28 protein-coding genes are annotated in these 25,796 nt (G+C 69.9%); 15 read left to right on the top strand and 13 right to left on the bottom strand.

All coding sequences use genetic code 11. The features are described from left to right. Positions 1 to 643 precede the first annotated feature (643 nt). Positions 644 to 823, top strand: a complete 180-nt coding sequence (locus AD72_RS26720) for a hypothetical protein (protein WP_156365383.1) — start codon at positions 644 to 646, stop codon at positions 821 to 823. Position 824: 1 nt separating this feature from the next. Here AD72_RS26720 and AD72_RS26715 read toward each other — a convergent pair whose 3' ends face one another. The 3 genes from AD72_RS26715 to AD72_RS26705 are packed head-to-tail and all read right to left on the bottom strand — an operon-like array spanning position 825 to position 3,033. Continuing rightward, complete coding sequence (locus AD72_RS26715) at positions 825 to 1,304, bottom strand: SRPBCC family protein (protein ID WP_031469360.1); 480 nt, start codon at positions 1,302 to 1,304, stop codon at positions 825 to 827. Beyond that, a complete protein-coding gene (locus AD72_RS26710) occupies positions 1,297 to 1,833 on the bottom strand; it encodes a TetR/AcrR family transcriptional regulator C-terminal domain-containing protein (protein ID WP_031469359.1) in 537 nt (178 codons plus the stop codon). The genes AD72_RS26715 and AD72_RS26710 overlap by 8 nt, the downstream gene beginning before the upstream one ends. A 9-nt stretch (positions 1,834 to 1,842) precedes the next feature. Further along, positions 1,843 to 3,033 carry an FAD-dependent oxidoreductase gene (locus AD72_RS26705; RefSeq protein ID WP_031469358.1) on the bottom strand — a complete coding sequence of 397 codons (1,191 nt, stop codon included), beginning with the start codon at positions 3,031 to 3,033 and terminating at the stop codon, positions 1,843 to 1,845. A gap of 113 nt (positions 3,034 to 3,146) precedes the next feature. On the opposite strand from AD72_RS26705, the gene AD72_RS26700 reads away from it, so the two are divergent. Then, the gene (locus AD72_RS26700; protein WP_231644971.1) at positions 3,147 to 3,389 is read left to right on the top strand and encodes a PspC domain-containing protein; all 243 of its coding nucleotides are present in this window, start codon (positions 3,147 to 3,149) and stop codon (positions 3,387 to 3,389) included. A 27-nt stretch (positions 3,390 to 3,416) separates the two neighbouring features. Further along, positions 3,417 to 3,695 (top strand): hypothetical protein, encoded by a 279-nt coding sequence (locus tag AD72_RS26695; RefSeq protein WP_031469356.1) that lies wholly within the window; start codon positions 3,417 to 3,419, stop codon positions 3,693 to 3,695. Here AD72_RS26695 and AD72_RS26690 read toward each other — a convergent pair. Beyond that, complete coding sequence (locus AD72_RS26690; RefSeq protein ID WP_031469355.1) at positions 3,681 to 4,526, bottom strand: LysR family transcriptional regulator; 846 nt, start codon at positions 4,524 to 4,526, stop codon at positions 3,681 to 3,683. The two genes, AD72_RS26695 and AD72_RS26690, sit on opposite strands and share 15 nt — an antisense overlap. 128 nt (positions 4,527 to 4,654) lie before the next feature. Between AD72_RS26690 and AD72_RS26685 the strand changes: the two genes are divergently transcribed. Genes AD72_RS26685 through AD72_RS26670 form a run of 4 tightly spaced genes read left to right on the top strand, consistent with a single transcriptional unit; the run spans position 4,655 to position 8,586 of the window. Beyond that, complete coding sequence (locus AD72_RS26685) at positions 4,655 to 5,680, top strand: NAD(P)H-dependent flavin oxidoreductase (protein ID WP_031469354.1); 1,026 nt, start codon at positions 4,655 to 4,657, stop codon at positions 5,678 to 5,680. Between the two features lie 18 nt (positions 5,681 to 5,698). Further along, positions 5,699 to 6,091, top strand: a complete 393-nt coding sequence (locus tag AD72_RS26680) for a tautomerase family protein (RefSeq protein WP_031469353.1) — start codon at positions 5,699 to 5,701, stop codon at positions 6,089 to 6,091. A gap of 28 nt (positions 6,092 to 6,119) precedes the next feature. Further along, positions 6,120 to 7,115 carry an MDR family oxidoreductase gene (locus AD72_RS26675; protein ID WP_031469352.1) on the top strand — a complete coding sequence of 332 codons (996 nt, stop codon included), beginning with the start codon at positions 6,120 to 6,122 and terminating at the stop codon, positions 7,113 to 7,115. A gap of 37 nt (positions 7,116 to 7,152) precedes the next feature. Next, positions 7,153 to 8,586, top strand: a complete 1,434-nt coding sequence (locus AD72_RS26670; protein WP_031469351.1) for a CoA transferase — start codon at positions 7,153 to 7,155, stop codon at positions 8,584 to 8,586. A gap of 4 nt (positions 8,587 to 8,590) precedes the next feature. Here AD72_RS26670 and AD72_RS26665 read toward each other — a convergent pair whose 3' ends face one another. Next, complete coding sequence (locus tag AD72_RS26665; RefSeq protein WP_031469350.1) at positions 8,591 to 9,238, bottom strand: TetR/AcrR family transcriptional regulator; 648 nt, start codon at positions 9,236 to 9,238, stop codon at positions 8,591 to 8,593. An 85-nt stretch (positions 9,239 to 9,323) separates the two neighbouring features. On the opposite strand from AD72_RS26665, the gene AD72_RS26660 reads away from it, so the two are divergent. Together AD72_RS26660 and AD72_RS26655 are read left to right on the top strand one after the other, a co-directional pair. Continuing rightward, a complete protein-coding gene (locus AD72_RS26660; RefSeq protein WP_197285081.1) occupies positions 9,324 to 9,791 on the top strand; it encodes a hypothetical protein in 468 nt (155 codons plus the stop codon). 8 nt (positions 9,792 to 9,799) lie between these two features. Further along, entirely contained in the window at positions 9,800 to 10,921 is a 1,122-nt protein-coding gene (locus AD72_RS26655; RefSeq protein ID WP_031469348.1) for a serine hydrolase domain-containing protein, read from the top strand. Positions 10,922 to 10,929: 8 nt separating this feature from the next. On the opposite strand, the gene AD72_RS26650 is transcribed toward AD72_RS26655, so the two are convergent. After that, positions 10,930 to 11,325, bottom strand: coding sequence for a VOC family protein (locus AD72_RS26650; RefSeq protein WP_031469347.1), 396 nt, complete (start codon positions 11,323 to 11,325; stop codon positions 10,930 to 10,932). Positions 11,326 to 11,358: 33 nt separating this feature from the next. On the opposite strand from AD72_RS26650, the gene AD72_RS26645 reads away from it, so the two are divergent. The 6 genes from AD72_RS26645 (at position 11,359) to AD72_RS26620 (ending at position 16,284) form a co-directional block, all read left to right on the top strand. Beyond that, positions 11,359 to 11,874, top strand: a complete 516-nt coding sequence (locus AD72_RS26645) for a putative immunity protein (RefSeq protein ID WP_031469346.1) — start codon at positions 11,359 to 11,361, stop codon at positions 11,872 to 11,874. 85 nt (positions 11,875 to 11,959) lie between these two features. Continuing rightward, entirely contained in the window at positions 11,960 to 13,309 is a 1,350-nt protein-coding gene (locus AD72_RS26640; protein ID WP_031469345.1) for a flavin-containing monooxygenase, read from the top strand. Further along, positions 13,306 to 13,926: a TetR/AcrR family transcriptional regulator gene (locus AD72_RS26635; protein ID WP_031469344.1), complete on the top strand. Its 621-nt coding sequence runs from the start codon at positions 13,306 to 13,308 to the stop codon at positions 13,924 to 13,926. Before AD72_RS26640 ends, AD72_RS26635 begins: the two co-directional genes overlap by 4 nt. Continuing rightward, the gene (locus AD72_RS26630; RefSeq protein WP_031469343.1) at positions 13,923 to 14,825 is read left to right on the top strand and encodes an alpha/beta hydrolase; all 903 of its coding nucleotides are present in this window, start codon (positions 13,923 to 13,925) and stop codon (positions 14,823 to 14,825) included. The genes AD72_RS26635 and AD72_RS26630 overlap by 4 nt, the downstream gene beginning before the upstream one ends. Next, positions 14,822 to 15,508: an acetoacetate decarboxylase family protein gene (locus AD72_RS26625; RefSeq protein ID WP_031469342.1), complete on the top strand. Its 687-nt coding sequence runs from the start codon at positions 14,822 to 14,824 to the stop codon at positions 15,506 to 15,508. Before AD72_RS26630 ends, AD72_RS26625 begins: the two co-directional genes overlap by 4 nt. Beyond that, complete coding sequence (locus AD72_RS26620; RefSeq protein WP_231644970.1) at positions 15,508 to 16,284, top strand: SDR family NAD(P)-dependent oxidoreductase; 777 nt, start codon at positions 15,508 to 15,510, stop codon at positions 16,282 to 16,284. The genes AD72_RS26625 and AD72_RS26620 overlap by 1 nt, the downstream gene beginning before the upstream one ends. Here AD72_RS26620 and AD72_RS26615 read toward each other — a convergent pair. The 7 genes from AD72_RS26615 to AD72_RS26585 are packed head-to-tail and all read right to left on the bottom strand — an operon-like array spanning position 16,256 to position 25,738. After that, complete coding sequence (locus tag AD72_RS26615; RefSeq protein WP_031469340.1) at positions 16,256 to 16,936, bottom strand: sirohydrochlorin chelatase; 681 nt, start codon at positions 16,934 to 16,936, stop codon at positions 16,256 to 16,258. The genes AD72_RS26620 and AD72_RS26615 overlap by 29 nt on opposite strands. Further along, positions 16,933 to 18,066 (bottom strand): uroporphyrinogen-III synthase, encoded by a 1,134-nt coding sequence (locus tag AD72_RS26610; protein ID WP_031469339.1) that lies wholly within the window; start codon positions 18,064 to 18,066, stop codon positions 16,933 to 16,935. Before AD72_RS26610 ends, AD72_RS26615 begins: the two co-directional genes overlap by 4 nt. Next, positions 18,063 to 18,416 (bottom strand): nitrite reductase small subunit NirD, encoded by a 354-nt coding sequence (nirD, locus tag AD72_RS26605; protein ID WP_051899048.1) that lies wholly within the window; start codon positions 18,414 to 18,416, stop codon positions 18,063 to 18,065. The genes AD72_RS26610 and nirD overlap by 4 nt, the downstream gene beginning before the upstream one ends. Then, positions 18,413 to 20,917, bottom strand: coding sequence for a nitrite reductase large subunit NirB (nirB, locus tag AD72_RS26600; RefSeq protein WP_031469337.1), 2,505 nt, complete (start codon positions 20,915 to 20,917; stop codon positions 18,413 to 18,415). The genes nirD and nirB overlap by 4 nt, the downstream gene beginning before the upstream one ends. Continuing rightward, positions 20,918 to 22,291: an MFS transporter gene (locus tag AD72_RS26595; protein ID WP_051899047.1), complete on the bottom strand. Its 1,374-nt coding sequence runs from the start codon at positions 22,289 to 22,291 to the stop codon at positions 20,918 to 20,920. Continuing rightward, complete coding sequence (locus AD72_RS26590; RefSeq protein ID WP_037347404.1) at positions 22,275 to 23,744, bottom strand: FAD-dependent oxidoreductase; 1,470 nt, start codon at positions 23,742 to 23,744, stop codon at positions 22,275 to 22,277. Before AD72_RS26590 ends, AD72_RS26595 begins: the two co-directional genes overlap by 17 nt. After that, the gene (locus AD72_RS26585; protein WP_051899046.1) at positions 23,741 to 25,738 is read right to left on the bottom strand and encodes a molybdopterin oxidoreductase family protein; all 1,998 of its coding nucleotides are present in this window, start codon (positions 25,736 to 25,738) and stop codon (positions 23,741 to 23,743) included. Before AD72_RS26585 ends, AD72_RS26590 begins: the two co-directional genes overlap by 4 nt. Between the last annotated feature and the right edge of the window lie 58 nt (positions 25,739 to 25,796).

Below are 25,796 nucleotides of genomic sequence, written 5' to 3'. Positions count from 1 at the left end.
CGAAAAGTGCGACAGAGCCCGGAAAAGGGTGCGCACCCCAAGGACTGTGGGGCGGTGACGAAGGACCATGGGGCATCATGATCGGTCGCGCGGTGTCCGAAGGCGGGTTCCTCGGGTTCGTGCGCTCGCGCCGGTGTTCGCGTTCTTTCTGCTTTCCTGCGGGCTGAGCTGTGTGCCCTATCTGCTCTCGGAGAGCGGCGGCCGTGTTGGCGTTTCGCTTTCCGAGGGGACTCGGCACGGGGCAGTTTCTCGGCATCGTGCCGGGGCGGCTACCTGGGCCTGTTGGGTTCGGCGCTGATCGTGACCCGGATCGTGCGCGGCCGCGCTGGAGCGCGGGTGTGGCTACGTGGTCTGTTGCGGTGGCGATTCAGCTGGTAGTGGTACGCGATCGTGCTCCTCGGGCCGCCGGTGCTGATCACCGGGATCACCGGGATCACCGGGATCGCCAAGGAACCGGGTTAGCGGGTTTCGCGCTGCCCCGGCTGCAGGATCGGTTCGGCCCGTTGGCCGCCTCGGTGGTGCTCGGTGCGGGTGGGCGATCTGGCATTGGCCACTGTTCTTCACGGAGTGGTCGCGTGGCGATGCCGATCCGTTGATCATGTTCGTGGTCCTGCCGCTGTCTTCGACAGCGACGAGCATCGTGATGAGCTGGCTGGTGAACCGCACCGGGGGCGCGGTGCTGATCGCGATGCTCTGGCACGCGACCCTCATCGGCCGTGGGGTGGTGGCGTTGGGGCTCGTGGTGGCGACCCGGGGGCGGCTCGGATACCGGCACGCGCAATGGATGCGTTCCTCATCGGTGCTCTCGTACCGGGGGAGCTGAACTAGCTGACCGCCTCGGTGCACGCGGGGTGCTCGGCGTCCAGGTATTCGATCAGCCGGCCGTGCAGGAAACCCACGAATTTGGCAAGGAGGTATCGGAGTACCGGTCCCGATCCGGGAATCAGCTCGGCGAAGCGGCAAGTCCAGCGTATTTCGGTGCCGCAGGTTTTCTTCCTGAAGTGGATCTCCCCGTGATTGGTCCGGAACGGGACGGGAGGTTCCTGGCTGTAGACAATGGATTCGTTCCTGCTGTACTCCAGGATTCTTTCCCTGATCGGTGCCGGACCATGGCGGAGTGGTCCCATGGCCCGGACCGCTCCGGCGCCGAATCTCTCCGGATGGCCGGCCCTGCTGAGCACGGCGCGCCGGACGACGGGCCGTGCCCACCTCTCCCATTGCGCGGGATCCGCGACCGCCTCGAATGCACGTTCTATCGGAGCCCGGGTGGTACCGGCGAGTTCGAACGAATAGGTGTCACGCATCGCCGCTCCGTACCTTCATGGCCCGTGCCCCGGATGCGATCAGCTCGGTGGCCTTCCGGAAGTGTTCCTCGCGATCGTGCTGGGACTCACGCGACCGGGGGAAACCGTATTTGATCTGCTCGGTCGCCACGAATCCGCTGATGTATGAGTACAGCGTGTCGAGCACGAGCGCGGCCTCGTGTCTCCCGAATCCGGCCCCGGTGAGAAAGGACAGTGAATTCGCGAACACTGCCATGGCGGCAGTGGACCGCGCGAAATACTCGGACACCAGCCGGGCGCCGTCCCGGCAGCCGAGCATGATCCGGCGATTCCCGGCGGCCGTCTCCCGAAGATGCTCGGCAAGCGAGGACCGCGACGGGGTGAACGGATGCTCCGTGAAGAGCTTCTCCACCAGTGCCGCCCGGAGCGCCGAGTCGTCGGTGAACGGCGGCTCCGATCCCAGTTTCTCGGTTAGGTGGGGGAGGGTGAGGTGATCGAGACCGCGCGCATTCAGCAGGTCCTCGGCTGTGTGAAGAATGGTCTGGTTCATGGAAACCTCTTATCTACGGGCGGGCGGTGGCGGGTTCTCCTGCAGGCCGACGGCCAGTAAGCGGGCCATCGCGGTGGGCCGGGTGGAGAGGAAATTCACCGCGGTCTTCCACGGCCCGCGGATTTCGCTGGTCCCGCGGTGATCGGTCCTGCTTTCGATGGCGCGCTGGATACCCTGGACGACCACCGCAGGCAGGTACCGGCGCGCCTGGACGAGCGCCAGGCTCCGAGGGCTCAGCTTGTTGTCCCGCAAGGGTTTTGCCAATATCCGCGCAGTGGCCACGGCGTCCTGCACGGCGAGGTTGACCCCGACCCCGCCCATGGGAGACATGGCGTGGGCAGCGTCGCCGATGCACAGTACGCCTCGGCCGAACCACCGGCGCAGGCGCGAGATGCGGACACTGAGATGCTTGACTTCGTCCATCGTTTCCAGCCCGCGCAGTTGTTCGGTGAACTCCGGCATCAACACCCGGACCCGTTCGCGGAAGGAATCCAGTCCCTCCGTGCGAAGCCGGTTATCCAGCCCCTTGGGAGCGCGGTAGGCCAGCTGCACGTAGTCCCGGCGCGGTGTCGCGGTCAGGGTCTGTTCGCGCAGCGTGCGAGCCTCGAGTGTGCCGAGCCGTTCCTCGGGGTGTTCGAGCCGGAATATCCAGGAATCGGATGGTGTGGGAATTTCGTACGGGCGCATACCCGCGCTCGTACGTACCGTCGACCAGCGTCCGTCGGTGCCCACGACCAACTGTGCGGCGATGTCGCCCTCGCTGGTCCGTACACCGGTCACCTTCCCGTTCCTGTGGATCACGCCCGTGCATTCGGTGCTCATGCGCAGGTCGAACCGAGGTTCGCGCTTTCCCGCTTCGGCCAGCAGGTTCAGGAAATCCCATTGCGGGACAAGGGAAATGTACGGGTGCGGGGTCCGCAGCCCGGTCAGGTCGCCCAGCACCGCCCGGCGGCCGTCCGCGACGGAGACGGAGTCGATGGCTTGCACCTTCGTGTGCGGGATGGCGGCGAACTCCTCGCCCAGCTCCAACTGGTCGAGGAGCCGCAAGGTCGAGGGATGGACCGTGTCACCACGGAAGTCCCGGAGGAAATCGCCGTGTTTCTCCAGAACGGTGACGTCGATATCGCATCTGGCCAGGAGAAGTCCGAGCATCATGCCTGCCGGGCCGCCACCGACGACGCAGACTTGCGTGTTATCCATAAGATGAGGTTACTCTCGACTATGGCGAAGGGTCAATTGCGGAGGCCTGGGGGGACGCGTGTTACCGTGCCCGCCCAGTGCCGGTTTGGTGTCAGCACAGGAAAGGGTGAGTCGTGACCGAGTACTACGGACGGGTAGGAAATGTGCGTGCCAGCACGCTGACCCGTTCGCGAGAGCACAATCTCGTGGGTGGTGTCTGCGGTGGTGTGGCGGAATTCCTCGGCTGGTCGCCGGCGCTGGTGCGGGTCCTGTTCATCGTCTCGTGGTCGGTTCCGGGCCCGTCGATGCTGGCGTACCTGTTGCTGTGGTTCTTCGTTCCTATCGAGTCACGGCGAAACCGGGGTGTCGGCGAGTAGCTCGCGGCAAAGCACCCGGCTCCACCGGTGCTCGACGTCCTCGGGCTGTCAGCCGCCTTCGGCGGTGAGTGCGGCGTCGATATCGGTGGCGATGAGAATGTCGAGGCCGGGCCGGATGGCCCGAACTCGGCTTGCGCCGGACGTCGTTGGCAGGCCGTGCTCGGGCACGCCAGTGCCGCATCGCTGTTCTGCTCTGCGCTCGCCGCCCCGGACAACCTCGACGGGGCGAATCGGCTCACGCTGGTCGGCTGGATCAGCTGCTACAGCAACACTTTGCTGAACGGCCCGGTTTCACCGCACGGATGAGGCGAATTCGCTGAACCGGCGCAGCAGGGTGTCGTTCTTGCGGCGGGTGGGCCACAACAGCCGCAGGGCGACCGGCGGTGCGCCGTCGAGTGGCAGATGGGTGACCCGCGCGTGCAGGTGCGCCTCGGCGGCCGAGGTCGTGGTGGATCCGACACCGCGGCCCGCGGCGATGATGGTGAGCCATTCGTCGTAGCTGCCGCACTCGATCACCTGCGTCGGCCGGTGTTCGGGCGGCCACAGGTCGACGCTTGTCGCCCCGCTCACGGTGTTGACGACCAGCGGATGCTCGGCCAGTTCCGACCAGTCCAGTTCGGTGCGGGCGGCAAGTGGCGATCCGGCGGACACGGCCGCGACCCGGTCTTCCTCGAACAACACGGTCTGGGTGATGCCGGAAGCGTGCACCGGGGCGCGCACCAGCGCGGCGTCGACATCCCCGGAATGCAGGGCGGTGACGATGTCGTCCCTGCGGAGCAGGGTCACGCTCGCACCGGTCGCGGTTTCGAACGCGGAGAGCAGTTCGCTGATCCACGGATCGGGCAGTGCCCACTGGAAACCGAGTCGCAGCCCGGCGCGGCCACCGGCGGCGATCAGGGCGGCGTCCAGGTCGTGCAGCACCACACGCAGGCGTTCGAGCAGTTCCGCGCCGGTGTCGGTGAGCTCGACACTGCGTGAGGTGCGCTCCAGCAGTCGGGCCCGCACCGTGGTCTCCAGCTGTTGGATGGTGCGTGTCAGGGCGGGCTGGGTGATCAGTAGTTCGCGGCTCGCGGCCGTGAACGAGCGCTGGGTCGCCACCGCGACGAACGCCCGCAGATGCCGCAGTTCCACCTCCATACCCCCATCGTAGGCGATCTATGCATGGGGTGCATAGATCGCTCGGCATCGGCATTTCCCTCGGCGCGCTCGCCTGCCTAACGTCGAAATCGAGGCAGACGTCAGGAAGAGTCCCCAGGAGGCGCCAAATGACCAGCTCGTCGTTACTCGGTAGCGAACTTCCGCTCGTGGCTGCACCGATGGCCGGTGGCCCGACGAGCACGGCACTCGCCGAAGCGGTCACCGATGCCGGTGGGTTCGCCTTTCTCGCGGGTGGTTACCAGAAGCCCGCGGCACTCGCGGAGCAGATCGCCACAGCCCGGGGGTGGGGGAGCCCGTTCGGGGTGAATCTGTTCGCCCCCGGGCCGGATCGGGTCGACACGGCGGCGTTCGCGGCCTATGCGCGAGCCCTCGAACCCGAGGCGGCGGCCCACGGGGTCGAGCTCGATCCGGCGCCCCGTTCGGACGATGATCACTGGGCGGACAAACTGGCGCTGTTGCGCGAAAACCCGGTTCCGGTGGTGTCGTTCACCTTCGCCCTGCCCGCAGCGGGGGAGATCGCGGCCCTGCGCCGGGTCGGCACCGTGGTACTGGCCACGGTGACCACGCCCGCCGAAGCGCGCGCCGCCGAGGAGTCCGGTGTGGACGGTGTGGTCGTGCAAGGCCCCGCTGCCGGTGGGCATTCCGGGACCTGGGATCCGGACCGGGCGATCACCGAGGCCGCGACCACGGAGGTGGTGCGCTCGGTGCGCACGGTGACCGGACTCCCCATCATCGCCGCCGGTGGGGTGGACGGACCCGGTGTGGTGCGCGAACTGGTGCACTGCGGCGCGCAGGCGGTGGCGGTCGGCACCCTGTTGCTGCGGGCGGACGAGTCCGGTGCTTCGGCCGCGCACAAGAATGCGCTCGCCGCACCGGAATTCACCGGCACCACGATCACTCGCGCGTTCACCGGACGACCGGCCCGCGCACTGCACAACGGGTTCATCGACCGGCACCAGGGAGAGGCGATCACCGCCTATCCGGCCGTGCACCACCTCACCAGGGAACTGCGCCGCCGGGCGGGCCAGGCCGGGGACACCGGCCGTATGCACCTGTGGGCGGGCACCGGATACCGATCCGCGCGCACCGGGCCCGCCGCCGCGATTCTCGGCCACCTCGCCACCGCACTGTAGAACGGAAAGCCCGCCATCATGCCCCTTGTCAACGTGCACGTCCTGCGCGGCCGCACCGCAGAACAGCTGGATGCGCTCCTGGATGCCGTCCACGATGCTCAGGTCGAAGCGTTCGGAGTGCCGGAAACCGACCGCTACCAGTTGGTCAGCCAGCACGAACCGGGCGAGATCCGCGCCCTGGACACCGGTCTCGGTCATCCGCGCAGCAAGGACCTGGTCGTCCTGCACTTCGTCAGCCGCCGCCGGACCCGCGAGCAGAAGGTGAAGCTCTACGAACTTCTCGCCGCGCACCTGCGGGACCGCCTCGGCATCAGCGGGGACGACCTGATCGTGACGATCACCGAGAACGAGGACACCGACTGGTCCTTCGGCGCGGGCCGCGCCCAGTTCCTCACCGGCGAACTCAGCTGACCCCGCCATCGACAGAAAGGTCAAGCACATGACGACATTCACCGGCTGGATCGTCCGGGACACCGCCGAGGGCCGCCGTGCCCGGTTCGAAGAACTCGACCACGGCATGCTGGATGACCTGGACACCACGATCCGGGTGCACTATTCCAGCGTCAACTACAAGGACGCGCTCGCTCTGCACGGCAAGCCCGGGGTGATCCGCCGGTATCCGCTGATCCCGGGAATCGATGTGACCGGGGAAATCCTGGACTCCCGGCACCCGCGCTGGCAGCGCGGAGATCTCGTGACCCTGGACGGCGCGGGGCTCGGGGAGGAGCTGCACGGCGGGCTCGCCACCCACGCCGTGGTGCACGGCGACGATCTCGTCCGGGTACCGGAACCGTTCACCCCGGCGTACGCCGCGGCCATCGGCACCGCCGGATTCACCGCGGCGCTCAGCCTGCTCGCCCTGGAACGGCACGGCCTGACCCCGGCCGCCGGTCCGGTCCTGGTCACCGGCGCCGGTGGTGGTGTCGGATCGATCGCCCTCGCGCTGCTCGCCGGTTCCGGCTACGAACCGGTCGCCGCGACCGGCCGTCCCGAATCGCTTGGCGATCGGCTCACCGCGCTCGGCGCGAGCAGTGTGCTCGACCGGGCCGAGCTCGAAGGGGGCGGCAAACCGCTGGCCCGGCAGCGATGGGCGGGCGTGATCGACGCCGTCGGCGGCACGGTCCTCGCCGGGGCCTTGTCCGGACTGCATCACTCCGGCATCGCGAGCACCTGCGGGCTCGCCGCGAGCGCCGAATACCCGGGCAATGTGCTGCCCTTCATTCTCCGGGGCATCTCACTGCTCGGCATCGACTCGGTGCGCACCCCGGTCGAGCGCCGGGAGGCCGCGTGGCAGCGGCTCGCCCGCGATCTCGACCCGGACCTGCTCGACGCGGTGACGCACACGATCCCGCTCGCCGAGGCACAGGATGCCGCCGCCGAGGTCCTCGCCGGGCGCGGTACCGGCCGCATTGTCGTGGACACCAAGACGGACTGATCAACGACGAACTTGATCGATGAGAAAGGAAATGACGATGAGCAGTGATCCCCGCGCTTTCGATGAACTGATGGCGATTCGCGGTACAGCACGGCCCGCCGAGGACGAGGTGACGATCAGCGGATCGGACCCGCTGTTCGTGTCCCCGTTCCGGATCGGGGCGACCCTCGCCGATGCCCTCGCGGCGCGCGCGGTGGCCGCGAACGATCTCTGGGAGTTGCGCACCGGGCGCCGTCAGCGGATCGGGGTCGATGTGCGAGCCGCGGCGGCCACCGCCCTCGGCGGTGAGGACATGACCCTCGTCCGGGACGAGCAGGGGGAGTTCCGCCCGGCTCCGCTTTCCCCCGATGTCGAGCACATGGTTTCGCTCACCCAGCCATGGCAGACCGCCGACGACCGCTGGTTCGTGCCGCACTTCAATCTGCCGCACCTGGAACGCAGGGTGCTGGATGTGCTCGGCTGCGAGCCGACTCCCGATTCGGTGCGGTCCGCGGTCCGCGCGTGGAAGGCCCAGGATCTCGAGGACGCCATCGCGGACGCGGGCGCCTGCGGCGGAATCGTACGCACGGCGGCGGAATGGCTCGCCCACCCGCACGGTGCCTACCTCGCCTCGCGCCCGGTCGTGGAGATCACCAAGATCGGGGATGGCGAGCCCATGCCGCTGCGCGAGGGCAGCGAACCCCTCTCCGGGGTCCGGGTCCTCGACCTCACCCGCATCCTGGCCGGTCCGACCGCCGGGCTGAGCATGGCCGAGCATGGCGCCGATGTCCTCATGGTCACCGCCCCGCAGCTGCCGCAGGTGCCCCCGTTCGTGCGGGACACCAGTCACGGCAAGCGCAGCACCTATCTGGACTTCACCAAGCCGGACCAGGCCGCCCGGCTGCGCGAGCTCACCCGGGACACGGATGTGTTCCTCGAGGGATACCGCCCGCATCGCCTGGAGGCGCACGGTTTCGGGGCCGAGGAACTCGCCGCGGACCATCCGGGGCTGGTGTACGTGAGCGTGGACTGCTACGGCTCGGGCGGACCGTTCGAGCCGCGGGCGGGCTGGGACCAGATCGCCCAGGCGGTCACCGGAATCTGCGATGTCCAGGGGAACGCGCTCGGGGCGGGCAGGCCGCAGCTGACCCCGGTGTACCTGTGCGATTTCCTCACCGGTTTCCTCGGCAGCTTCGGTGCCATGCTCGCCTTGGCCCGCCGTGCCACCGAAGGCGGGTCGTACCGGGTGCAGGTCTCGCTGAGCCAGTCCTCGATGCTCCTGCAGCGCCAGGGATTGATCGGTGACTTCGAGGACGCGCCGGGGCGGCTCCGTCCCGAGGAGTTCGAGCGGTACGCGGTCACCGATGCGGGAACCCACTACGGCGATCTGAAGAGCCTCGGCCCGATCATCCGGATGTCCGAGACCGCGCCCCGCTGGGCGCGGACGACTCCCCGGCTGGGCAGCTCCGATCCGGAATGGCTGCCGCGCTGAGCGGTCAGCGTTCGAATCCGGCGAGCAGCGCTTCGAGGGCGAACTCGAAGCGCGCCGTCGGACCGCGGCCGGCGCCCGCCTCGGCGGCCGCGACGAGCAGCGGATAGTTCTCCGGGGACAACCTGGCGAGCCGGTCGGTCTGGCCGGGCTCCCCATGCGGTTCCGGTGCATCGCCGATGCCCGTCAGCAGTGCGGCGTTGATCACGATCAGCCCGTTGAGGGCGAACACCATGTCCAGTGCCCGCAGCGGTTCGAACCCGGCGTTCTCCAGCGAGCGCAGCACCCGTTCCATGATGCGCAGATTCCCCTCGGTCGTCGCGGGCCGGGAGAGGGTGAGCGGAATCAGGTTCGGGTGCGCGACGAGCGTGTCGAACCGTGCCCGGGTGTAGACGCGCAGATTGTCCCGCCAGTCCGCGCCCCCGAACTCCGGCACGTCCGCCTCCGCGACGAGTTCCCCGACCACCCCGTCGAGCAGGGCGTCCTTGTTGGGGAAGTGGTGGTACAGCGCCATCGCCTCGACGCCGAGCTCGGTGCCCAGCCTGCGCATGGAAAGCGCGGCCAGCCCTTCCCGGTCGGCGAGGCCGATGGCGGCACGCAGGATCGTCCCGGCGTCCAGGCCCGCGTGCTGCCCGCGGTTTCGGCTGGCGTTCATCGTGCTCCTCCGCGTTGACATGTTTTACGTCGTAAAGCTATGCTCGGCGTATCGTCTTTACAGCGTAAAACACAGAGGGGACTTCATGACTCGCACAGTCCCGCCCGGCGAAACCTCTCCGGTTCGCCCGGCGATCCGGACGATGTACGCGGGCCTCGTGCTCACCGTCACCGCCCTGGTGGTTCCATTCGCCGCCAAGGGTTTGCTCGCCGGGCACGTGCGGGCCGGGTATCCCGGTTCCGATCAGGCACAGATCGATTCGGCCGTCAGTGTTTATGTGACCGTACTTGCCGTAGTCGGGGCCCTCGGCGTCCTCGGCTGGGTAGGCAGTATCTGGGCGGCGAGCGCACGGAAGGCCTGGGCGCGCTGGGCAGCGGCCACGCTCTTCGTGCTCGGCACGATCACCGCCGTCTACCTCGCGGTGGTGAAGGACACCTCCGGGGACACCGGCGTGCCGCCGGTCATCGGCTGGCTCGGCGTGCTGCCCTGTGTGGCGGGGCTCGTCGCGGTGGTCCTGCTGTGGCTGCCGCGCTCGCCACGGGTGACCGGCTGAGGGGCGACATGGCGAAGCGACTCGATCCCGTCCGGCTGAACGCGGCAATGGAACGGGTGCACCGGGCGGGAATTCCCGGCGTGTTCGGCGAAGTCCGGGACGGCGCCGAGGTGTGGCGGGGTGCCGCGGGGTTCGCCGATCTCGATACCGGAGCCCCGGTCACCGCCGATATGCGGCACCGGGTCGGCAGCGTGAGCAAGACGTTCCTGGCGGCCGCGGTGCTCCGGCAGGTCGAGTGTGGGGCGATCGGACTCGACACGGCGATCGGGCACTATCTGCCGCGGCTGGTTCCCGGGCAGCGGGGAGCGGCTGTCACGGTCCGGATGCTGCTCAACCACACCAGCGGGCTTTCCGATTACCTTCCCGCCGCTTTCCCTTCCCTCGAGGCGTTTCCCGCCGTGGCGCGCACCCGGCCGGACAGCCTGGACGACAACCGGTTCACCCGATTCGATCCGGCGGAGCTGATCGCGATGGGGCTCGCGGCACCGGCCGACCGTGTCCCGGGCCGCACACCGGGCGTCTACTCCAACACCAACTACCTGTTGCTGTGCCGGATTCTGGAACTGGTCACCGGTACCACCGCGCAGCGGTACGTCACCGAGGACGTCATCGACCGCGCGGGGCTCGAACACACCGTGCTGCCGAGCGGCACCGTGATCGACGGTCCTCATTCGCGGCTGTACGAATCCTGGTTCGGCATGCTCGAACCACCGCACGAGTACAGCGTTTACGACATGTCCTGGGTGGGCCCCGCCGCTTCGCTGATCTCCACCGTCGCGGACCTCAACCGGTTCTTCGGCATGCTGCTCGGCGGGGACCTCCTCGGTGCTGGCTTGCTCGACCAGATGCGGCGCACCGTCCCGGTCATCGCGCTCGACGGGACGATGATCGACTACGGGCTCGGTCTGCACCGCCAGGAGGTTCCCGGGCACGGCGTCTTCTGGGGGCACGACGGATCGGTGTGGGGCGGTGGCACGATCACCATGACCCGCGCCGACGGAATGCGGCAGATGGCGATCGCGATCAACCGCCAGCGGTGGAACGAACTCGATGCCGAGGGGAAACCTCGCCCGCATCCCATCGATGCCCCGCTCGCGGCCCTCTACCGGTCGGCGATGGGTGGCGAGTAGGTCCTTCTTCAGGGGCAGCGGCTGGCGAGCACGCAGAACTCGTTGCCCTCCGGATCGGCGAGACAGACCCAGGACTCCTCGCCGGTCTGTCCCACATCGGCATGGCGCGCGCCCAGTCCGAGCAGCCGGTGGACCTCCTCGGCCTGATCCGCATCGGTCGGATTCAGGTCGAGATGGAGCCTGTTCTTGATGCTCTTCGCCTCGGGAACCCGCGCGAAGGTCAGCATCGGCGGGATCGGGCCGGGGCGGTCCTTGCCTTCCGGGACCGTGGGTGAGCCGATGATGACGACCCCGTCGGCCTCGTCCTCGTCCCGCACCTCGTAACCGAGTACCGCGCACCAGAACCGGGCGAGCCCCGCGGGATCGGCACAGTCGATCGCGAGTTCGGTGAATTTACTGGCCATGGCCGGACCTCCTGGTCGGGTAGCGTGCCAGTGGTGATTCTTCCGAAGGTACGCGATCCCCGCTTCGTGACGATCCGCCGCGGCGGGACGCTCACGGATTCCGATCACCGGCTTCTCGCGCTGTGGGCGGCATCCTGCGCGGAACACGTCCTCGAGCTGTTCGAATCGGTGCGGCCCGGGGATCCGCGACCGCGCGCGGCGATCGAGCACGCCCGCGCCTGGGTGCGTGGTGAGGTGAAGATGATGCAGGCTCGCGCGGCGGGCGGGCACGCCATGGGCGCGGCACGGGATCTGCGCGGTGCGGCCCGGCACGCCGCCTACGCCGCGGGCCAGGCCGGGGCCGTCGCGCACGTCGCCGCCCACGAACTCGGGGCCGCCGCCTATGCGATCAAGGCCGCCCGCGCCGCGGTCCCGGGGGAGGAGAGCGCGGCCGCGGGGCAGCGGGAATGCCGCTGGCAGCGCGAGCAGCTACCGGACGAGATCCGCGAACTCGTGCTCGACGATCAGCGACTGCGCAACGAGATCTGCTGGTCGGTGTTCGACTGCTGAGCGCGCGGCAGCCATCGCCCCGCCGCTGCCTGACGCCTGTCTGTGATTATTGACGCGTGTCAAATTCGCTCGTACGGTGTCCGTCATGGCCGGACCGCGGACATGCATCATCGGGGCGGGGCTCAGCGGGCTCTGCGCGGGCAAGATGTTGTCGGACTACGGTGTGCCCTACGTCTGTTTCGAGTCCTCCGACCGGATCGGCGGCAACTGGGCGTTCGGCAATCCCAACGGGCATTCGAGTGCCTACCGTTCGCTGCACATCGATACCTCGAAGCACCGGCTGTCGTTCGCGGACTTCCCGATGCCGGAACGGTTTCCGGACTTCCCGCATCACTCGCAGGTCAAGGAGTACCTCGAGGACTACGCGGCGGCCTTCGCGCTGAAGGAGAACATCCGCTTCCGCACCACAGTGGCGCGGGCGCACCGGTTACCCGGGGGCGGCTGGGAGATCCGCACGGCAGACGGGGAGCGGCATTTCTTCGAGGCCCTCGTGGTGGCGAACGGGCACCACTGGGACCCGCGATTGCCGGATTTCCCGGGGGAATTCACCGGCAAGAGCATGCACTCGCATCACTATGTCGACCCGGATAATCCGTTCCGGCTGCACGGGAAACGGATCCTCGTTGTCGGCATCGGCAACAGCGCGGCGGACATCGCGGTGGAGCTCTCCCAGCGCAGCCTCGGCAATACGGTGGTGCTCTCCACGCGCTCCAGTGCGTGGATCGTGCCGAAATACATTCTCGGTGTTCCCGCGGACCGGTTGTTCGCCACCAGCCCGCATCTCCCGCTCTCCTGGCAGCGGCGGCTGTTCCGGAAGAGCCCGGTCCTGCTCACCGGGCGCCCGGAGCGGTTCGGCCTGCCCACGCCGAACCACCACTTCCTGGAGGCCCATCCCACCCAGTCGCACGAACTGCCGCTGCGGCTGGGTTCCGGGGACATCACGGCGAAACCCGATATCGAACGGCTCGACGGGGACCGCGTGCGGTTCACCGACGGGACGAGCGCGGAATTCGACGCCGTCGTCTACGCGACCGGTTACGATATCTCGTTCCCGTTCTTCGATCCGGAGTTCCTGAGTGCCCCGGACAATCGGCTTCCCCTGTACAAACGGATGTTCCGCCCGGACATCCCGGACCTCGCGTTCATCGGTTTCGCCCAGGCCACCCCGACGCTGTTTCCGTTCGTGGAATGCCAGGCGCGGTTGCTCGCCGCCTATCTCGCCGGTGTGTACCGGCCACCGGAACGGGACCGGATGCGGCGGATCATCGCCGAGGACGAGAAACGGTTCGTGGCGCATTTCGGTGACCGGCCGCGGCACACCCAGCAGGTCGACTATTTCGTCTACGAGCACGACATCCGTACGCGGGAACTGCCCGCGGGGCGTAATCGGGTGCGGGAGCTGGGCCCCGTGGTATTCGGAGGGAAAACCGGGTGAGGGAACAGATCCTGGACCGTCGCGGACCCAATCGCGGCGATCGGCGCCGCAGGGCACTGCTCGGCGCGCTCGACGAATTGCTGCGTGAGGGTGACCTCGGTTCGATCAACGTGCGGGAGATCTCGCGGCGGGCCGAGGTGACCCGTTCGGCGTTCTACTTCTACTTCGACAACAAGGCCACCGCGGTCGCCGCGCTCTGCGACGAGATGTACCAGGAAGCGTTCACCGCGGGCACCATGCTGGCTTCCGGACAGGATTCCCCTGAGGAGCGCATCGGCCGCACGATCGCCGGGCTGTTCGAGGCCTGGGGCAAGCACCGGCACGTGTTCCGGGCGATGCTGGAGGCCAGGGACGCCGATCAGACCGTGCGGGAACTGTGGGACCGGGACCGGGAATCGTTCATCCCCCAGGTCGCCGAGCTGATCGAGAACGAGCGCGCCGCGGGGAGGGCGCCGGAGGGCCCGGATGCCGCGGTGCTGGCCACCGTGCTGCTCGAGCTCAACGACCGCGCCCTGGAACGGATCTCCCGGGGAGGCTACTCGGCGTTTTCCGGCGAACAACTGCGCGAAGGGCTGGTGACGGTGTGGTTGCGGACGATCTACGGCGGTCCCGGATGACCGGAACGGACCTGCGTTTCCCTTCCGGGGACGCCGAATGCGCCGCCCGCTGGTGGCGCGGGGGCGACCGGAAGGGGCGGCCGTGTGTGGTGATGGCGCACGGTTTCGGCGCCACGAGGGACTGCGGGCTGGACGCGTTCGCCGCCGAGTTCTCCGCTGCCGGGCTGGATGTGCTCGCCTTCGACTACCGCGGTTTCGGGGACAGCGGCGGTGGACCCCGGCAGACCGTGCGCATCGCCGGACAGCTCGCCGATTACCGGGCCGCGGTGGGCATGGCGCGCCGGCTGGACGGAGTGGATCCGCGGCGCGTGGTGCTGTGGGGCGTTTCCCTCGGCGGTGGCCATGTGTTCGCCACCGGTGCGCGGGACCAGGAGGTGGCGGCCATCGTCGCGCTCGTTCCCATGGTGGACGGGCTGGCCGCCGCGAAACACGCGGCCCGCCAGGATCGGCCACTGCGGCTGGGGCGTGCGGCACGTACCGCGGCGCGCGGCATGATGGCCCGGCTGGCCGGGCGGACGGGCGCACCGGTGCCGCTTGCCGGGGCGCCCGGTTCGGGCGCGGCGCTCTCCCTGCCCGGACAGTTCGAGGCGTACACCCAGATCGCGGGTCCCGGCTGGCGCAACGAGATCGACGCGTTCGCGGGGGTGGAGATCGGCCGCTACCGGCCGATCCGGCAGGCGGCCCGGATCCGCTGCCCGCTGCTGGTGCAGATCGCCGATCTGGACCGGAGCAGTCCCGCGCACACGGCGGCCAGGGCGGCGATCGCCGGGCGCGCCGAGGTCCGGCACTACCCCTGTGATCACTTCGACGTGCTGCCCGGCCGGTCCTGGTACCGGACCGCGGTCGAGCATCAGCTCGCCTTCCTGCGGCGGCACCTGAGCGAGGAGGAACGCGGATGACCGAACACCTCATCCAGGGCGAGCGGATCACCATGCCCGTCGAGATCCGGGACGCGAGCGCGTGCACGGCGGTGTTCGCGGTGCGCGCGGGCGTGGTCCGTTCGGTGCTCGGCCATGCCGGGGTGGTGCCCGCCGAACCGGTGCCCGGCCGTGCCCTGTGCTCGCTGGTCTTCGTGCGTTATCTGGACGGGGATCTCGGGCCGTACCACGAATTCGGCGTGGTGTTCCTCATCCGTTCCCCGGCCGGGCGCGGGCTCGGCGCGTTCGTCCACTGGCTACCGGTCAACCAGTCCTTCACCCTGGAGGCCGGGCGCTCCATCTGGGGTTTCCCCAAGGAGATGGCCGATATCGAGCTGGGGTTCTCCGGCGGCACCGGCCGCTGCGCCGTGCACCTGGAAGGAGAGCGGGTGCTGGAACTCCTCATCCGGCCCGGTGTTCCCGTTCCCGCTCGCGGAGCGGGAACCTCGATCGACGCTTACACGTATGCGGACGGGGTACTGCGCCGGACTCCGTGGCGGTTGCACGGCGCCGGGGTGCGGGCACGGCCGGGCGGGGCCGTACTGCGGCTCGGCGCGCATCCCGTCGCCGCGGAACTGCGCCGGATGGGGCTGCCAGGCAGGGCACTGTTCAGCAGCGGGATCGCCCGGATGCGGATGAGCTTCGGCGATGCGGAGGTGCTGTGATGACGGCACCGATGACGGCACTGGTGACCGGTGCGGCGAGCGGTCTCGGCAGGCTGGCCGCGCTGCGATTGGCCGCGGCGGGAACCCCGGTGGCCGCGGTCGACCTGGACGCGGACGGGCTCGCCGGAACCGTACGGCGGGCACCGGCGATGCGCGCCTACTCCTGCGATGTCACCGACGAAGCCGCCGTCCGGGCCACGGTCGACGCGGTCACCGCCGAACTCGGCCCGGTCGAACTGGTCGTGCACGCCGCCGGGCTATGCCGGATCGGCCGCGCACTCGATCAGCCGCTGGACACCCTGCGCCGCGTGTTCGAGGTCAACTACCTCGGCACCGTGCACGTGGCGCGTGCGTGCGTGCCGGGAATGATCGAGCGCGGCCGGGGCACCCTCGTCGTGTTCGGCTCGCTCGCCGGGTGGCTGCCTTCCCCGCGGCTGGCCGCCTACTCCTCCTCGAAGTTCGCCGTCACCGCGTTCTGCGAGGTGCTCGCGCAGGAGACCGCGGGGACCGGGGTGCGGATCCTGTGCCCCTGCCCGGATCACGTGGAGACGCCACTGGCCGAGCAGGTGCGCGCCACCGATCCCGCCGTGCTCGGCGGGCGCCGGGGCGCCGATCCCGCGAGCGTGCTCGACGCCGTGGACCGTGCGATCGCCGATCCGCGCGCTCCGCTGTTCGTGTTCCCGGCCGCGGGTACCCGGGCGCTGTGGCGGGCGCGCCGGTTCGCGCCCCGGCTGCTCGGCAGGCTGATCACCCGGTACGTGCGGCCGTCGGACTGAGCGGGAGCGCGGCGGTGTAGCGGCGCACGATCAGTTCGGCGATCCCGGGGTGCGGCAGCAGCGGGCCGGTGACGAAATCGGCGCCGCACTCGCGCACCCGCCGGTGGAACAGTCCGGGCGCGAGCAGCCAGGAGGCCACGACCACCCGGCCGGGCAGGGACCGGACCAGTTCGGGAAGCCGGGGCTCTGCGCTGGTGAGGTAGCCGATCCGTACCGGAGCGCCGAGCAGCCGGGCGAGCTGTCCCGCGGCGCGGCGCACTTCGGCCAGCGCCTGCGGGTCGCGGGAACCGGCCGCGGCGAGCACGATCTGGTCGCCCGCGCGCAATCCGTTGTGCCGCAACCGGTGCGCGGTGATGCGCAGCAGCGCGGGATCGGGTCCCAGGGGCTCGGTGAGCCGGGTGGCGGGGTGCCCGCTCGCGGTGATCTGCGCGGGCAGGTCGGCGCGCACGTGGTACCCGGCGGCGAGAAAGGCGGGCACCACGAGGGCGGCTTGCCCGTGCAGCCCGGTGAGCACGGTGGTCACGCTGGGTTCGCGGACATCGGCGTAGGCGACGCGGACCGGCACGCCGTGCGCGCGCACCTGCCCGGCGAGGTGTTCGATGGCGTGGGCACCGGCGGGATCACGGGTGCCATGCGCGGCGAGCACGATCATGTCCGGTCCGCCTCCTCGGCGCTGGATTCCTTGACACAGAGCCGGTAGCCGCGCTTGACCACGGTCTGCACCAGGTCGCCGCTGCCGAGTCCGCTGCGTAACCGGGCGACCGCGGCCTCCACGGCGTGTTCCTCGCCGTGGCCCGGAAGCACGGCCGCGAGTGCCCTGCGGGAGACGACCTGACCGGGGCGCGTGGCCATCGCCCGCAGAACGGCCATGGGAGCGGGCGGCAGTTCGCGCAGATCCCCGTCGAGCAGGGCGGCCTGCCCGCGCAGTTCGAGCTGGCCCTGCGCGGCACGCAGCCGGGGCGCGCTCTCGCTGAGGGTGGTGGCGACGGTACGGGCGAGGGCACCGATGCGAGCCCGTTCCGGAGTGACGGTGCGGATGCCGAGCGCGGCCAGCGGTGCGGCGGTGATCGGGCCGACGCAACCGGCCAGCACCCGCCGCTCGAAGGCGCGGATCAGTGCGGGCAGGCGCCCGGTGCGCTTCGCGGTGGCGATGGTGCTCGCCGCGGCCGGGGCGCTGGTGAACAGCAGGGCGTCCACGCAACCGCCGAGCGCGCGTTCGAGCAGCCGGTCCAGCTGCCGTGGATCGGCGGGCCCGACCCAGCGGTAGACCGGGATCTCGATGACCTCCGCTCCGGCGGCGCGCAGTGATTCCACGAAGTAGGGCAGCGGTTTCCCGTGCAGTTGCACCGCGATTCTGCGGCCGTCCACTCCGGACTGGAGCAGTTCGGCGAGCACCTCGGCATTGCTCTCGGATTCGGGGGAGTACGCCTCGGCGAGCCCGGCGGCGCGCACCGCACCGGTGGCCTTGGGGCCGCGCGCGAACACCCGGGTGCCGGCGAGCGCGCCGAGCAGTGCCTGGCTCAGTCCCCAGCCCTCGGCCGCCTCGATCCAGCCGCGGAACCCGATTCCGGTCGTGGCCACGACGGTGTCCACCGGCTCGGCGAGCAACCGCAGCGTCGCGGCGTGCAGCTCGGTGTCGTCGGCGAGCGGGACGATCCGGATCGCCGGTCCATAGTGGACTTCCGCGCCCTTGCGGATGAGCAGGGCGCCGAGGTCCTCGGCCCGGCGTGCCGCGGTGATCCCGACGGAGAACCCCGCGAGCGGCGGCACCTGCCCGGTCACGGCACCGCGTCCAAGGGGGATAGTGCGGATTCGCCCACGTACAGCAGGTCGTCGCGGATGCGCACCCCGAAGGTGGCCACGACGACCTCCTCCTCGTCCAGGCAGACCCCGGTGCGCAGGGAGAAGCGCTGTTTGTAGATGGGGGAGGCGACGAACGGTTCGCCACCGGCATCGCCGAGGATGCCGTGCGCGAGCACCGGTGCCCCGCTGAACGGGTCCACATTGGACAGCGCGTAGTACTCGGTTTCCCGGTAGCGGAACACGGCGATGCTGCGCTGTCCGGGGAGCAGCGCCGCACGCCCGCCGCCGTCCGGCAGTTCCGCGGCCCGGCAGATACGGATCCAGTTCATCGCGCCACCACCGGAATGCCGAGGGCCACGGGTACCCGCTGTTCGCGTTCGGTACGGAAGGAGATCCCCGGCTCGGGGGTTCCCGGTGCGTTCACGAAGGACACGAACCGGCCCAGTTTCTCGGGATCCTCGAGCACCTCGCGCCATTCGCAACGGTAGTGCTCGATGTGCCCGGCCATGGCCTCCTCCAGGTCCGCGCAGATGCCGAGGCTGTCCCGCACGATCACCTCCCGCAGATGCTCGACACCGCCCTCGGTCTCCTCGATCCACGCCGCGGTGCGCTGCAGGCGGTCCGCGGTGCGGATGTAGAACATCAAGTAGCGGTCGATTATCCGGATCAGCTCGGCACGGTCCACATCGGACACGAGCAGTTCGGCATGCCGGGGGTTCGCCCCGCCGTTGCCGCCGACGTAGAGGTTCCAGCCGTTCTCGGTCGCGATGATGCCGAAGTCCTTGCTGCGGGCCTCGGCGCACTCCCGCGCACATCCGGAGACCCCGGCCTTGAGCTTGTGCGGGGAACGCAGCCCCCGGTAGCGCAGCTCCAGTTCGATCGCCAGCGCGACGCTGTCCTGCACGCCGTAGCGGCACCAGGTCTGGCCGACACAGGATTTCACGGTGCGCAGCGCCTTGCCGTAGGCGTGCCCGGATTCGAAGCCGGACTCCACGAGCCGGTGCCAGATCAGCGGCAGATCCTCCACGGTCGCGCCGAACATGTCGATGCGCTGGCCGCCGGTGATCTTGGTGTACAGGCCGAAATCACGGGCTATCTCACCGAGAACGATCAGCTTCTCCGGGGTGATCTCCCCGCCGGGGATCCTGGGCACCACCGAATAGGTTCCGTTCCGTTGCATGTTCGCCAGGAACCGGTCGTTGGTGTCCTGCAGGGTGGCCTGCTCCCCGCCGAGGATGTGCCCATTGCCGAGGCTGGCCAGGATGGAGGCGACCGCCGGTTTGCACACCGCGCAGCCCGAACCGGTGCCATAGCGGGAGATCAGCTCGCTGAAGGTGCCGATTCCGGTGGCCGCCACGATCTCGAACAGTTCCGAGCGCGAGGCATCGAAGTGCTCGCACAGGGCCTTCGACTGGACGACGCCGCAGCCGGTGAGCAGTTTGCCGAGCATCGGGACACAGGAACCGCAGGAGGTGCCCGCTTTGGTGCAGGACTTGATGGCGGCGACCGAATCCGCGCCCTGTTCGGTGATCGCGCCGGTGATCGCGGCCTTGCTGACCGCGTTGCAGGTGCAGATCTGCGCGGTGCCGGGCAGCGCGTCGGGGCCCGCGAGGGCCGATCCGCCGGCCGCGGGGGCGAGCAGGGCCGCTGGTTCGGCGGGCAGTTCGGCGCCGAGCAGGGCGCGCAGGGTGCCGTACTCCCCGGCCTCCCCGACCAGGATCCCGCCGAGCAGGGTGCGCGCATCGTCGGAGACCACGAGCTTCTTGTAGGTTCCGGCGACCCGGTCGGCGAACACGACCTCGAGTGCGCCCTCGCTCGCGGCGTGCGCGTCCCCGAAACTCGCCACATCCACGCCGAGCAGTTTCAGTTTGGTCGCGGTGTCCGGTTCGGGAAGGCTTGCCGGCTGCCCCGCGAGGTTCGCCGCGACCACCTCGGCCATCGCGTATCCGGGTGCCACCAGTCCGTAGACCTTCCCATCGACCGCGGCGCACTCGCCGATCGCCCAGACCCGCGGATCCCCGGTGCGGCAGGCGTCGTCGGTGCGTACTCCGCCGCGTTCGCCGCGCTCGAGCCCGCATTCGGTGGCGAGCTCATCACGTGGCCGGATCCCGGCGGCCCAGACCACGAGGTCGACGTCCAGTTCGGTTCCGTTGCCCAGCCTGGCAAGCAGCCGTTCGCCATCCCGCTCGATCGCCTCGGTTCCCGTCCCGGTGTGCACCGTGACCTCGAGCGCGGTGATCAGCTCGCGCAGCAGCCCGGCCCCGCCCTCGTCGATCTGCACCGGCATCAACCGGTCGGCGAGCTCGACCACGTGCGGGGACAACCCCATGTCCCGCAAGGCCTTCGCCGCTTCGAGCCCGAGCAGGCCGCCGCCGACCACGAGCGCGGAGCTGCGGCCGGGCCGCCGGGCCAGCGCCGCCTCCCGGATCGCGTCCAGGTCGTCGATGGTGCGGTAGACGAAACAACCGGGCAGGTCGTGCCCGGGCACCGGGGGAACGAAGGGGCGGGATCCGGTCGCGAACACCAGCTGCTCGTAGCCGTGCTCGGCACCCGCGGCCGTGGTCACCACGCGGCGTTCCCGGTCGATGTGCGCGACCGGGTCGCCGAGCCGCAGCTCGACCCGGTGCTGCCCGGCGTAGTCCGAACCGGGCAGGGTGAGCGCCGCCGGGTCCCAGCTGTCCACATAGGAACTGAGCGCGACCCGGTCGTAGGTGGGCCGGTTCTCCTCGGCGAGCACGAGGATCTGCCAGTCCGTGAGACCGGGTTCGGCGAGCACCGCCTCGACGAGGCGATGGGCCACCATGCCGTTCCCGATGATGAGCAACCGCATTCAGTGCACCTCCAAGGCTTCCGGATCAGCGTGCAGTGCGGATTTGTCGGCACCGCTTCGCCGCGGTTGCGTCCGTGTTACCGATCCGCGCAGATAGACCGCCCAGGTGAGCAGCGCGCACAGCAGATAGCAGCCGAGAAAGCCGTAGCAGGCGGGATCTCCCGAGCCGGTGGCGGAGAACGAGGCGCGGAACGCGAGGTTGATGAACACCCCGCCGAGCGCGCCGACCGCGGCCGCGATCCCGATCAGCGCGTTCGCGTGCCTGCGCGCGGTGGCCAGGCTGGCCGCCACGGGCGCGCCCGCGCCGATCGCGCGGTCCGCGGCACTCGCGTGGATCGCCGGGATCATCTTGTACACCGAACCGTTGCCGATCCCGGAGAGCACGAACAGCAGGATGAAACCGCAGACGTAGGCGCCGAGCGATCCGGTGCCCGAGGCGGCCAGGACCAGTACCGTCGCGGCGGCCAGCAGCGTGAAACAGCCGAAACTGATCACCGCGCCGCCGAACCGGTCGGCGAGCCTGCCACCGAGCGGCCGGGAAAGCGAACCGAGCAGCGGGCCGAGGAAGGTCACCGTCGCCGCCTGCACCGCGCTCTGCTGGAACTGGCTCGACAGGACCAGTCCGAAGGCGAAACTGTAGCCGATGAACGAGCCGAAGGTGCCGATGTAGAGCAGCGAGATCAGGTAGGTGTGCCCGTGCCGGAGCACCTCGCGCATCGCGTTGCCCTCCGCGCGCACCCGGGCGATATTGTCCATCCTGGTCACGGCGAGCCCGGTGGCGAGCACGATCAGCGGGATGTAGATCCACAGCAGCAGCCGCGGATCCGCCGCGGTGCCCGCGATGGCGAGTACCCCGAGCGCGAGGAGCTGGATCACCGCGACACCCAGATTTCCGCCGCCCGCGCCGATCCCGAGCGCCCAGCCCTTGGCGCGCTCCGGGTAGAAGGAATTGATGTTCGCCATCGCCGAGGCGAAGTTCCCGCCACCGAGCCCGCCTGCTGCGGCGAGCAGCGCGAACACCCACAGCGGGGTGCCCGGATGCAGCACCAGCGCCGCGAACACGGTCGGGATCAGCAGCGAGGCCGCGCTGACCACGGTCCAGTTCCGGCCGCCGAACCTGGCAACCGCGAGCGAGTACGGGATCCGCAGCAGCGCGCCGACCAGCGAGGACAGTGAGACGAGCAGGAACTTGTCCCCGGCCGAGAGCCCGTACTCCGGGCCGAGGAACAGCACGAACACCGACCACAGTGTCCACACCGAGAAGCCGATGTGCTCGACGAAGACCGAGCACCACAGGTTGCGGTTCGCGATCCGTTTCCCGGTCCGTTCCCAGAACGCGCGGTCCTCGGGATCCCAGTCATGAAGCCAGTTCATCGGTGGTTTCCTCTCCTTCGCTTTCGGCGAGCCAGCGCGCGATCCCGCCGACCGCGCCGAGGCAACCGCCGCAGCCGGTGCTCGCCCTGGTCGCCTCGGCCAGCCCCCTGGTGCCGCGCGCGCCCGCGGTGAACGCCTTGACCAGTGCCGACTTGGTCACCGAATTGCACTGGCACACCACGGATCCGCCCGGCAGATCGGCGGGACCGGCCGTGGTGCCGGCGGACCCAGGGAGGGCACGGCCGAACAGCAGCGGGAGCCGGTCCTCGGGCACCGGAACACCGCGGTGATGGCACTGGGCCAGCGTCGCAGCGGCGTCCGGGAACCCGAGCAGGATCGCGCCGTGCACCCGGTCCTCGCGCACCACGAGCTTCGCGTAGCGGCCCCCGGCCGGATCGCTGAAGGCACACACCTCGGCAGCGGGATCATCCGTTCCGGCAAGGGAATCGCCGAACGCGGTCAGCTCGATCCCATCCGCCTTGAGCCGGGTCGGCGCCGAGGTTCCGCGGTACGGTGCGGGATTCCCGGTCAGGGTGGCGGCGAGCGCGTCGGCCTGTTCGTAGGCCGGTTGCACGAGGCCCGGAACGGCTCCGGGGTGGCGGGCGCAGTCGCCGATCGCGTGCACCCGGGGATCGTTGGTGCGCAGCAGATCGTCGACCAGGATCCCGGAATCCACCGTGATCCCGGATTGCTGCGCCAGTTCCGTGCGGGGCCGGGTTCCGGCCGCGAGCACGAGCAGTTCGGCGGGTACCAGGGTGCCGTCGTCCAGTTTGAGGCCATCGCCCGGCAGGTAGCGCCGTGCCCGCGCCTCGAGACGGACCTCGACACCGAGGCGGGACAGTACCCTGCCGAGCACCCGGCCCGCCTCCGGATCGAGCTGGCGCTGCATCGGATGACCGGCCGGATGCACCACGGTCACCGGATTCCCGCGTAGGGCAAGGGCTCGCGCGGCCTCGATGCCGAGCACACCCCCGCCGAGCACCGCGATCGGTCCGCCCCCGCGGGAACGGTCCACGATGTACTCGGTATCGGCGAGGGTGCGCAGGCACCGCACTCCCTCGGTGAGCGCGCCGTCCTCCTCGCGCAGTCCGTCGACCGGGGGCAGCCACGGCCGGGCGCCGGTGGCCAGGACCAATTCGTCGTAGTGGTGGCTGCTGCCATCGGCGCACTCCACGATCCGGGCCGCGCGGTCGATCCGGACCGCCGCGCAGCCGGTGCGCACGGCGATGCCACGCCGGTGGTGCCAGGAATCCCTATGCAGGGCGAGGTGTTCGGCGCGCACGCTGCCCGCGAGCACGGGGGAGAGCAGCACCCGGTTGTACGCGGGACGGTCCTCGGCGCCGAGCACGGTCAGCCGGACCAGTTCCCCGTCCGGATCGGACCTGCGGACCTGTTCGGCGAACCGTGCCGCCGCCATCCCGTAACCGAGCACGAGCACCGAACGCGGGCTCATGCGGCCACTCCGGCGGGATCCAGGCGCACCGCGCACACCTTGAACTCCGGCATCCCGCACTCGGGATCCAGCACTCCGTCGGTGAGCAGGTTCGCCCGCTCGGCGCCGGGGAAGTGGAACGGCAGGAACACCAGATCCAGGCGCATCGACTCGATACAGCGCACCTCGGCGAGCACCGAACCGCGCCGCGAACTCACCCGGGCCGGTGCGCCCTCGGCCAGCCCGGCACGCCGCGCCGTCTCCGGATGCATCTCGACGTGCACCCGGGGCACCGAGTCCGCGAGCTCGGGGACCATCCTGGTCTGGGTGCCCGACTGATAGTGCCGCAGGATCCGCCCGGTGGTGGCCTGCAAGGGAAAGCCGGTATCGGGTGGTTCCGCCGGACCGGTGTACGGCTCGGCATGGAACACCGCGCGCCCGTCCGGATGGGCGAAGCCTTCCAGGAACAGCCGGGGTGTGCCCGCGTGCTCCGGGTGCGGCACCGGCCAGTGCAGTGCCGCACCCGAACGCAGTCGCGGGTAGCTGATCCCGGCGTAGTCGGCGGGACCACCGGCCGAGGCCGCGCGCAGTTCGGTGAACACATCCTCGGGCGCGGAAGGGAAACGTTCGCGCGGCTGGCCGAGCCGGTGGGCCAGCGCGGCGAGGATCTCCAGATCGGAACGCACTCCCGCGGGCGGGGACACCGCGCGGGCGCGTAACAGGACCCGGCCTTCGAGATTGGTCATGGTGCCGGTTTCCTCGGCCCACTGGGTCACCGGGAGCACCACATCGGCGAGTTCGGCGGTCGCCGAGACGGCGAGATCGGCGACCACGAGGAAATCCAGCGCGGCGAGTTTCCCGGTGATCCGGGCCGCATCGGGTGCGGAAACCACCGGATTGCTGCCGAACACCAGCAGGGACCGCGGGCCGGTCTCGGTGCCCAGCGAGTTCAGCAGTTCATAGGCGGAGGGGCCCGGGGCGGGCAACTGTTCCGGGGAAATACCCCAGAATCCGGCGATGTGGGCGCGCGCCGCGGGATCGGCGAGGTCCCGGTAACCGGGAAGCTGATCGGATTTCTGGCCGTGTTCGCGCCCGCCCTGGCCGTTGCCCTGCCCGGTGAGGCAACCGAATCCGCTGCCTGGCGTTCCGGGAAGACCGAGCGCGAGCGCGAGGTTGATCCACGCGTGCACGGTGGCCGTGCCGTCCGCATGCTGCTCGGTGCCCCGCGCGGTGAGCACATAGGCACGATCCGCGGCGGCGAGCATCCGGACCGCGCGGCGCTGGTCGGCCGCCGCGACCCCGGTGACCAGTTCGGCCCGTTCCGGCCACCAGTCGGCCGCGATCCGCCAGGCTTCCTCGAAACCGGCAGTCCGGTCGTCCACATAGGACTGATCGACCAGCCCTTCGGTGACCGCGGCGTGCAGCATGCCGAGTGCGAGGGCCAGATCGGTACCCGGGGCCGGGGCCAGATGCAGCGTGGCCTGTTCGGCGGTCGCGGTGCGGCGCGGATCCGCCACGATCAGCCCGCCGTTTTCCCGGGCCCCGCGCAGGTAACGCAGGAAGGGCGGCATCGTCTCGGCCGGGTTGGCGCCGATGAGCAGCACCGCGTCCGCCTCGCCCAGATCGGCGAGCGGGAAGGGCAGGCCCCGGTCGATGCCGAAGGCCCTGCGCATCCCTTTCGCCGCGGCGGACATGCAGAACCGGCCGTTGTAGTCGATCCGCGCGGTACCGAGTGCGAGCCGGGCGAATTTCCCGAGCAGATAGGCCTTTTCGTTGGTGAGCCCGCCACCGCCGAACACCGCGTTCGTATCCGGTCCGTGCGCGGCGCGCAGGGTGGCGAGCCGTTCGGCGATCAGGTCCAGCGCGCTGTCCCAGCTCGCCGGGCGCAGGCGGCCGCCGGTGCGCACCAAGGGATTCCTGAGCCGCTGCCCGGAGTTCAGTGTCTCGGCCGCGGTCCAGCCCTTCTGGCACAGCCCGCCCTCGGCGGCCGTGATCCGGGCGCCGTCCATCCTCATCCGGCACTGCAGCGCGCAGTAGGGGCAATGCGTATCGGCCACGGCCCACCTCCAGGCA

Source organism: Sciscionella sediminilitoris, from assembly GCF_000737195.2.
Taxonomy (GTDB): domain Bacteria; phylum Actinomycetota; class Actinomycetes; order Mycobacteriales; family Pseudonocardiaceae; genus Sciscionella; species Sciscionella sediminilitoris.
Note: the sequence above shows the minus strand (reverse complement) of the source record. Positions and strands in the feature narration are given on the sequence as shown.

What these genes read in the sequence shown, in the direction of transcription:
- AD72_RS26720 (WP_156365383.1), top strand. Translation starts at nt 644, where the DNA reads ATGAGCTGGCTGGTGAACCGCACCGGGGGCGCGGTGCTGATCGCGATG.
- AD72_RS26715 (WP_031469360.1), bottom strand. Translation starts at nt 1,304, where the DNA reads ATGCGTGACACCTATTCGTTCGAACTCGCCGGTACCACCCGGGCTCCG.
- AD72_RS26710 (WP_031469359.1), bottom strand. Translation starts at nt 1,833, where the DNA reads ATGAACCAGACCATTCTTCACACAGCCGAGGACCTGCTGAATGCGCGC.
- AD72_RS26705 (WP_031469358.1), bottom strand. Translation starts at nt 3,033, where the DNA reads ATGGATAACACGCAAGTCTGCGTCGTCGGTGGCGGCCCGGCAGGCATG.
- AD72_RS26690 (WP_031469355.1), bottom strand. Translation starts at nt 4,526, where the DNA reads ATGGAGGTGGAACTGCGGCATCTGCGGGCGTTCGTCGCGGTGGCGACC.
- AD72_RS26685 (WP_031469354.1), top strand. Translation starts at nt 4,655, where the DNA reads ATGACCAGCTCGTCGTTACTCGGTAGCGAACTTCCGCTCGTGGCTGCA.
- AD72_RS26680 (WP_031469353.1), top strand. Translation starts at nt 5,699, where the DNA reads ATGCCCCTTGTCAACGTGCACGTCCTGCGCGGCCGCACCGCAGAACAG.
- AD72_RS26675 (WP_031469352.1), top strand. Translation starts at nt 6,120, where the DNA reads ATGACGACATTCACCGGCTGGATCGTCCGGGACACCGCCGAGGGCCGC.
- AD72_RS26670 (WP_031469351.1), top strand. Translation starts at nt 7,153, where the DNA reads ATGAGCAGTGATCCCCGCGCTTTCGATGAACTGATGGCGATTCGCGGT.
- AD72_RS26665 (WP_031469350.1), bottom strand. Translation starts at nt 9,238, where the DNA reads ATGAACGCCAGCCGAAACCGCGGGCAGCACGCGGGCCTGGACGCCGGG.
- AD72_RS26660 (WP_197285081.1), top strand. Translation starts at nt 9,324, where the DNA reads ATGACTCGCACAGTCCCGCCCGGCGAAACCTCTCCGGTTCGCCCGGCG.
- AD72_RS26655 (WP_031469348.1), top strand. Translation starts at nt 9,800, where the DNA reads ATGGCGAAGCGACTCGATCCCGTCCGGCTGAACGCGGCAATGGAACGG.
- AD72_RS26650 (WP_031469347.1), bottom strand. Translation starts at nt 11,325, where the DNA reads ATGGCCAGTAAATTCACCGAACTCGCGATCGACTGTGCCGATCCCGCG.
- AD72_RS26640 (WP_031469345.1), top strand. Translation starts at nt 11,960, where the DNA reads ATGGCCGGACCGCGGACATGCATCATCGGGGCGGGGCTCAGCGGGCTC.
- AD72_RS26630 (WP_031469343.1), top strand. Translation starts at nt 13,923, where the DNA reads ATGACCGGAACGGACCTGCGTTTCCCTTCCGGGGACGCCGAATGCGCC.
- AD72_RS26625 (WP_031469342.1), top strand. Translation starts at nt 14,822, where the DNA reads ATGACCGAACACCTCATCCAGGGCGAGCGGATCACCATGCCCGTCGAG.
- AD72_RS26620 (WP_231644970.1), top strand. Translation starts at nt 15,508, where the DNA reads ATGACGGCACCGATGACGGCACTGGTGACCGGTGCGGCGAGCGGTCTC.
- AD72_RS26615 (WP_031469340.1), bottom strand. Translation starts at nt 16,936, where the DNA reads ATGATCGTGCTCGCCGCGCATGGCACCCGTGATCCCGCCGGTGCCCAC.
- nirD (WP_051899048.1), bottom strand. Translation starts at nt 18,416, where the DNA reads ATGAACTGGATCCGTATCTGCCGGGCCGCGGAACTGCCGGACGGCGGC.
- nirB (WP_031469337.1), bottom strand. Translation starts at nt 20,917, where the DNA reads ATGCGGTTGCTCATCATCGGGAACGGCATGGTGGCCCATCGCCTCGTC.
- AD72_RS26595 (WP_051899047.1), bottom strand. Translation starts at nt 22,291, where the DNA reads ATGAACTGGCTTCATGACTGGGATCCCGAGGACCGCGCGTTCTGGGAA.
- AD72_RS26590 (WP_037347404.1), bottom strand. Translation starts at nt 23,744, where the DNA reads ATGAGCCCGCGTTCGGTGCTCGTGCTCGGTTACGGGATGGCGGCGGCA.
- AD72_RS26585 (WP_051899046.1), bottom strand. Translation starts at nt 25,738, where the DNA reads ATGAGGATGGACGGCGCCCGGATCACGGCCGCCGAGGGCGGGCTGTGC.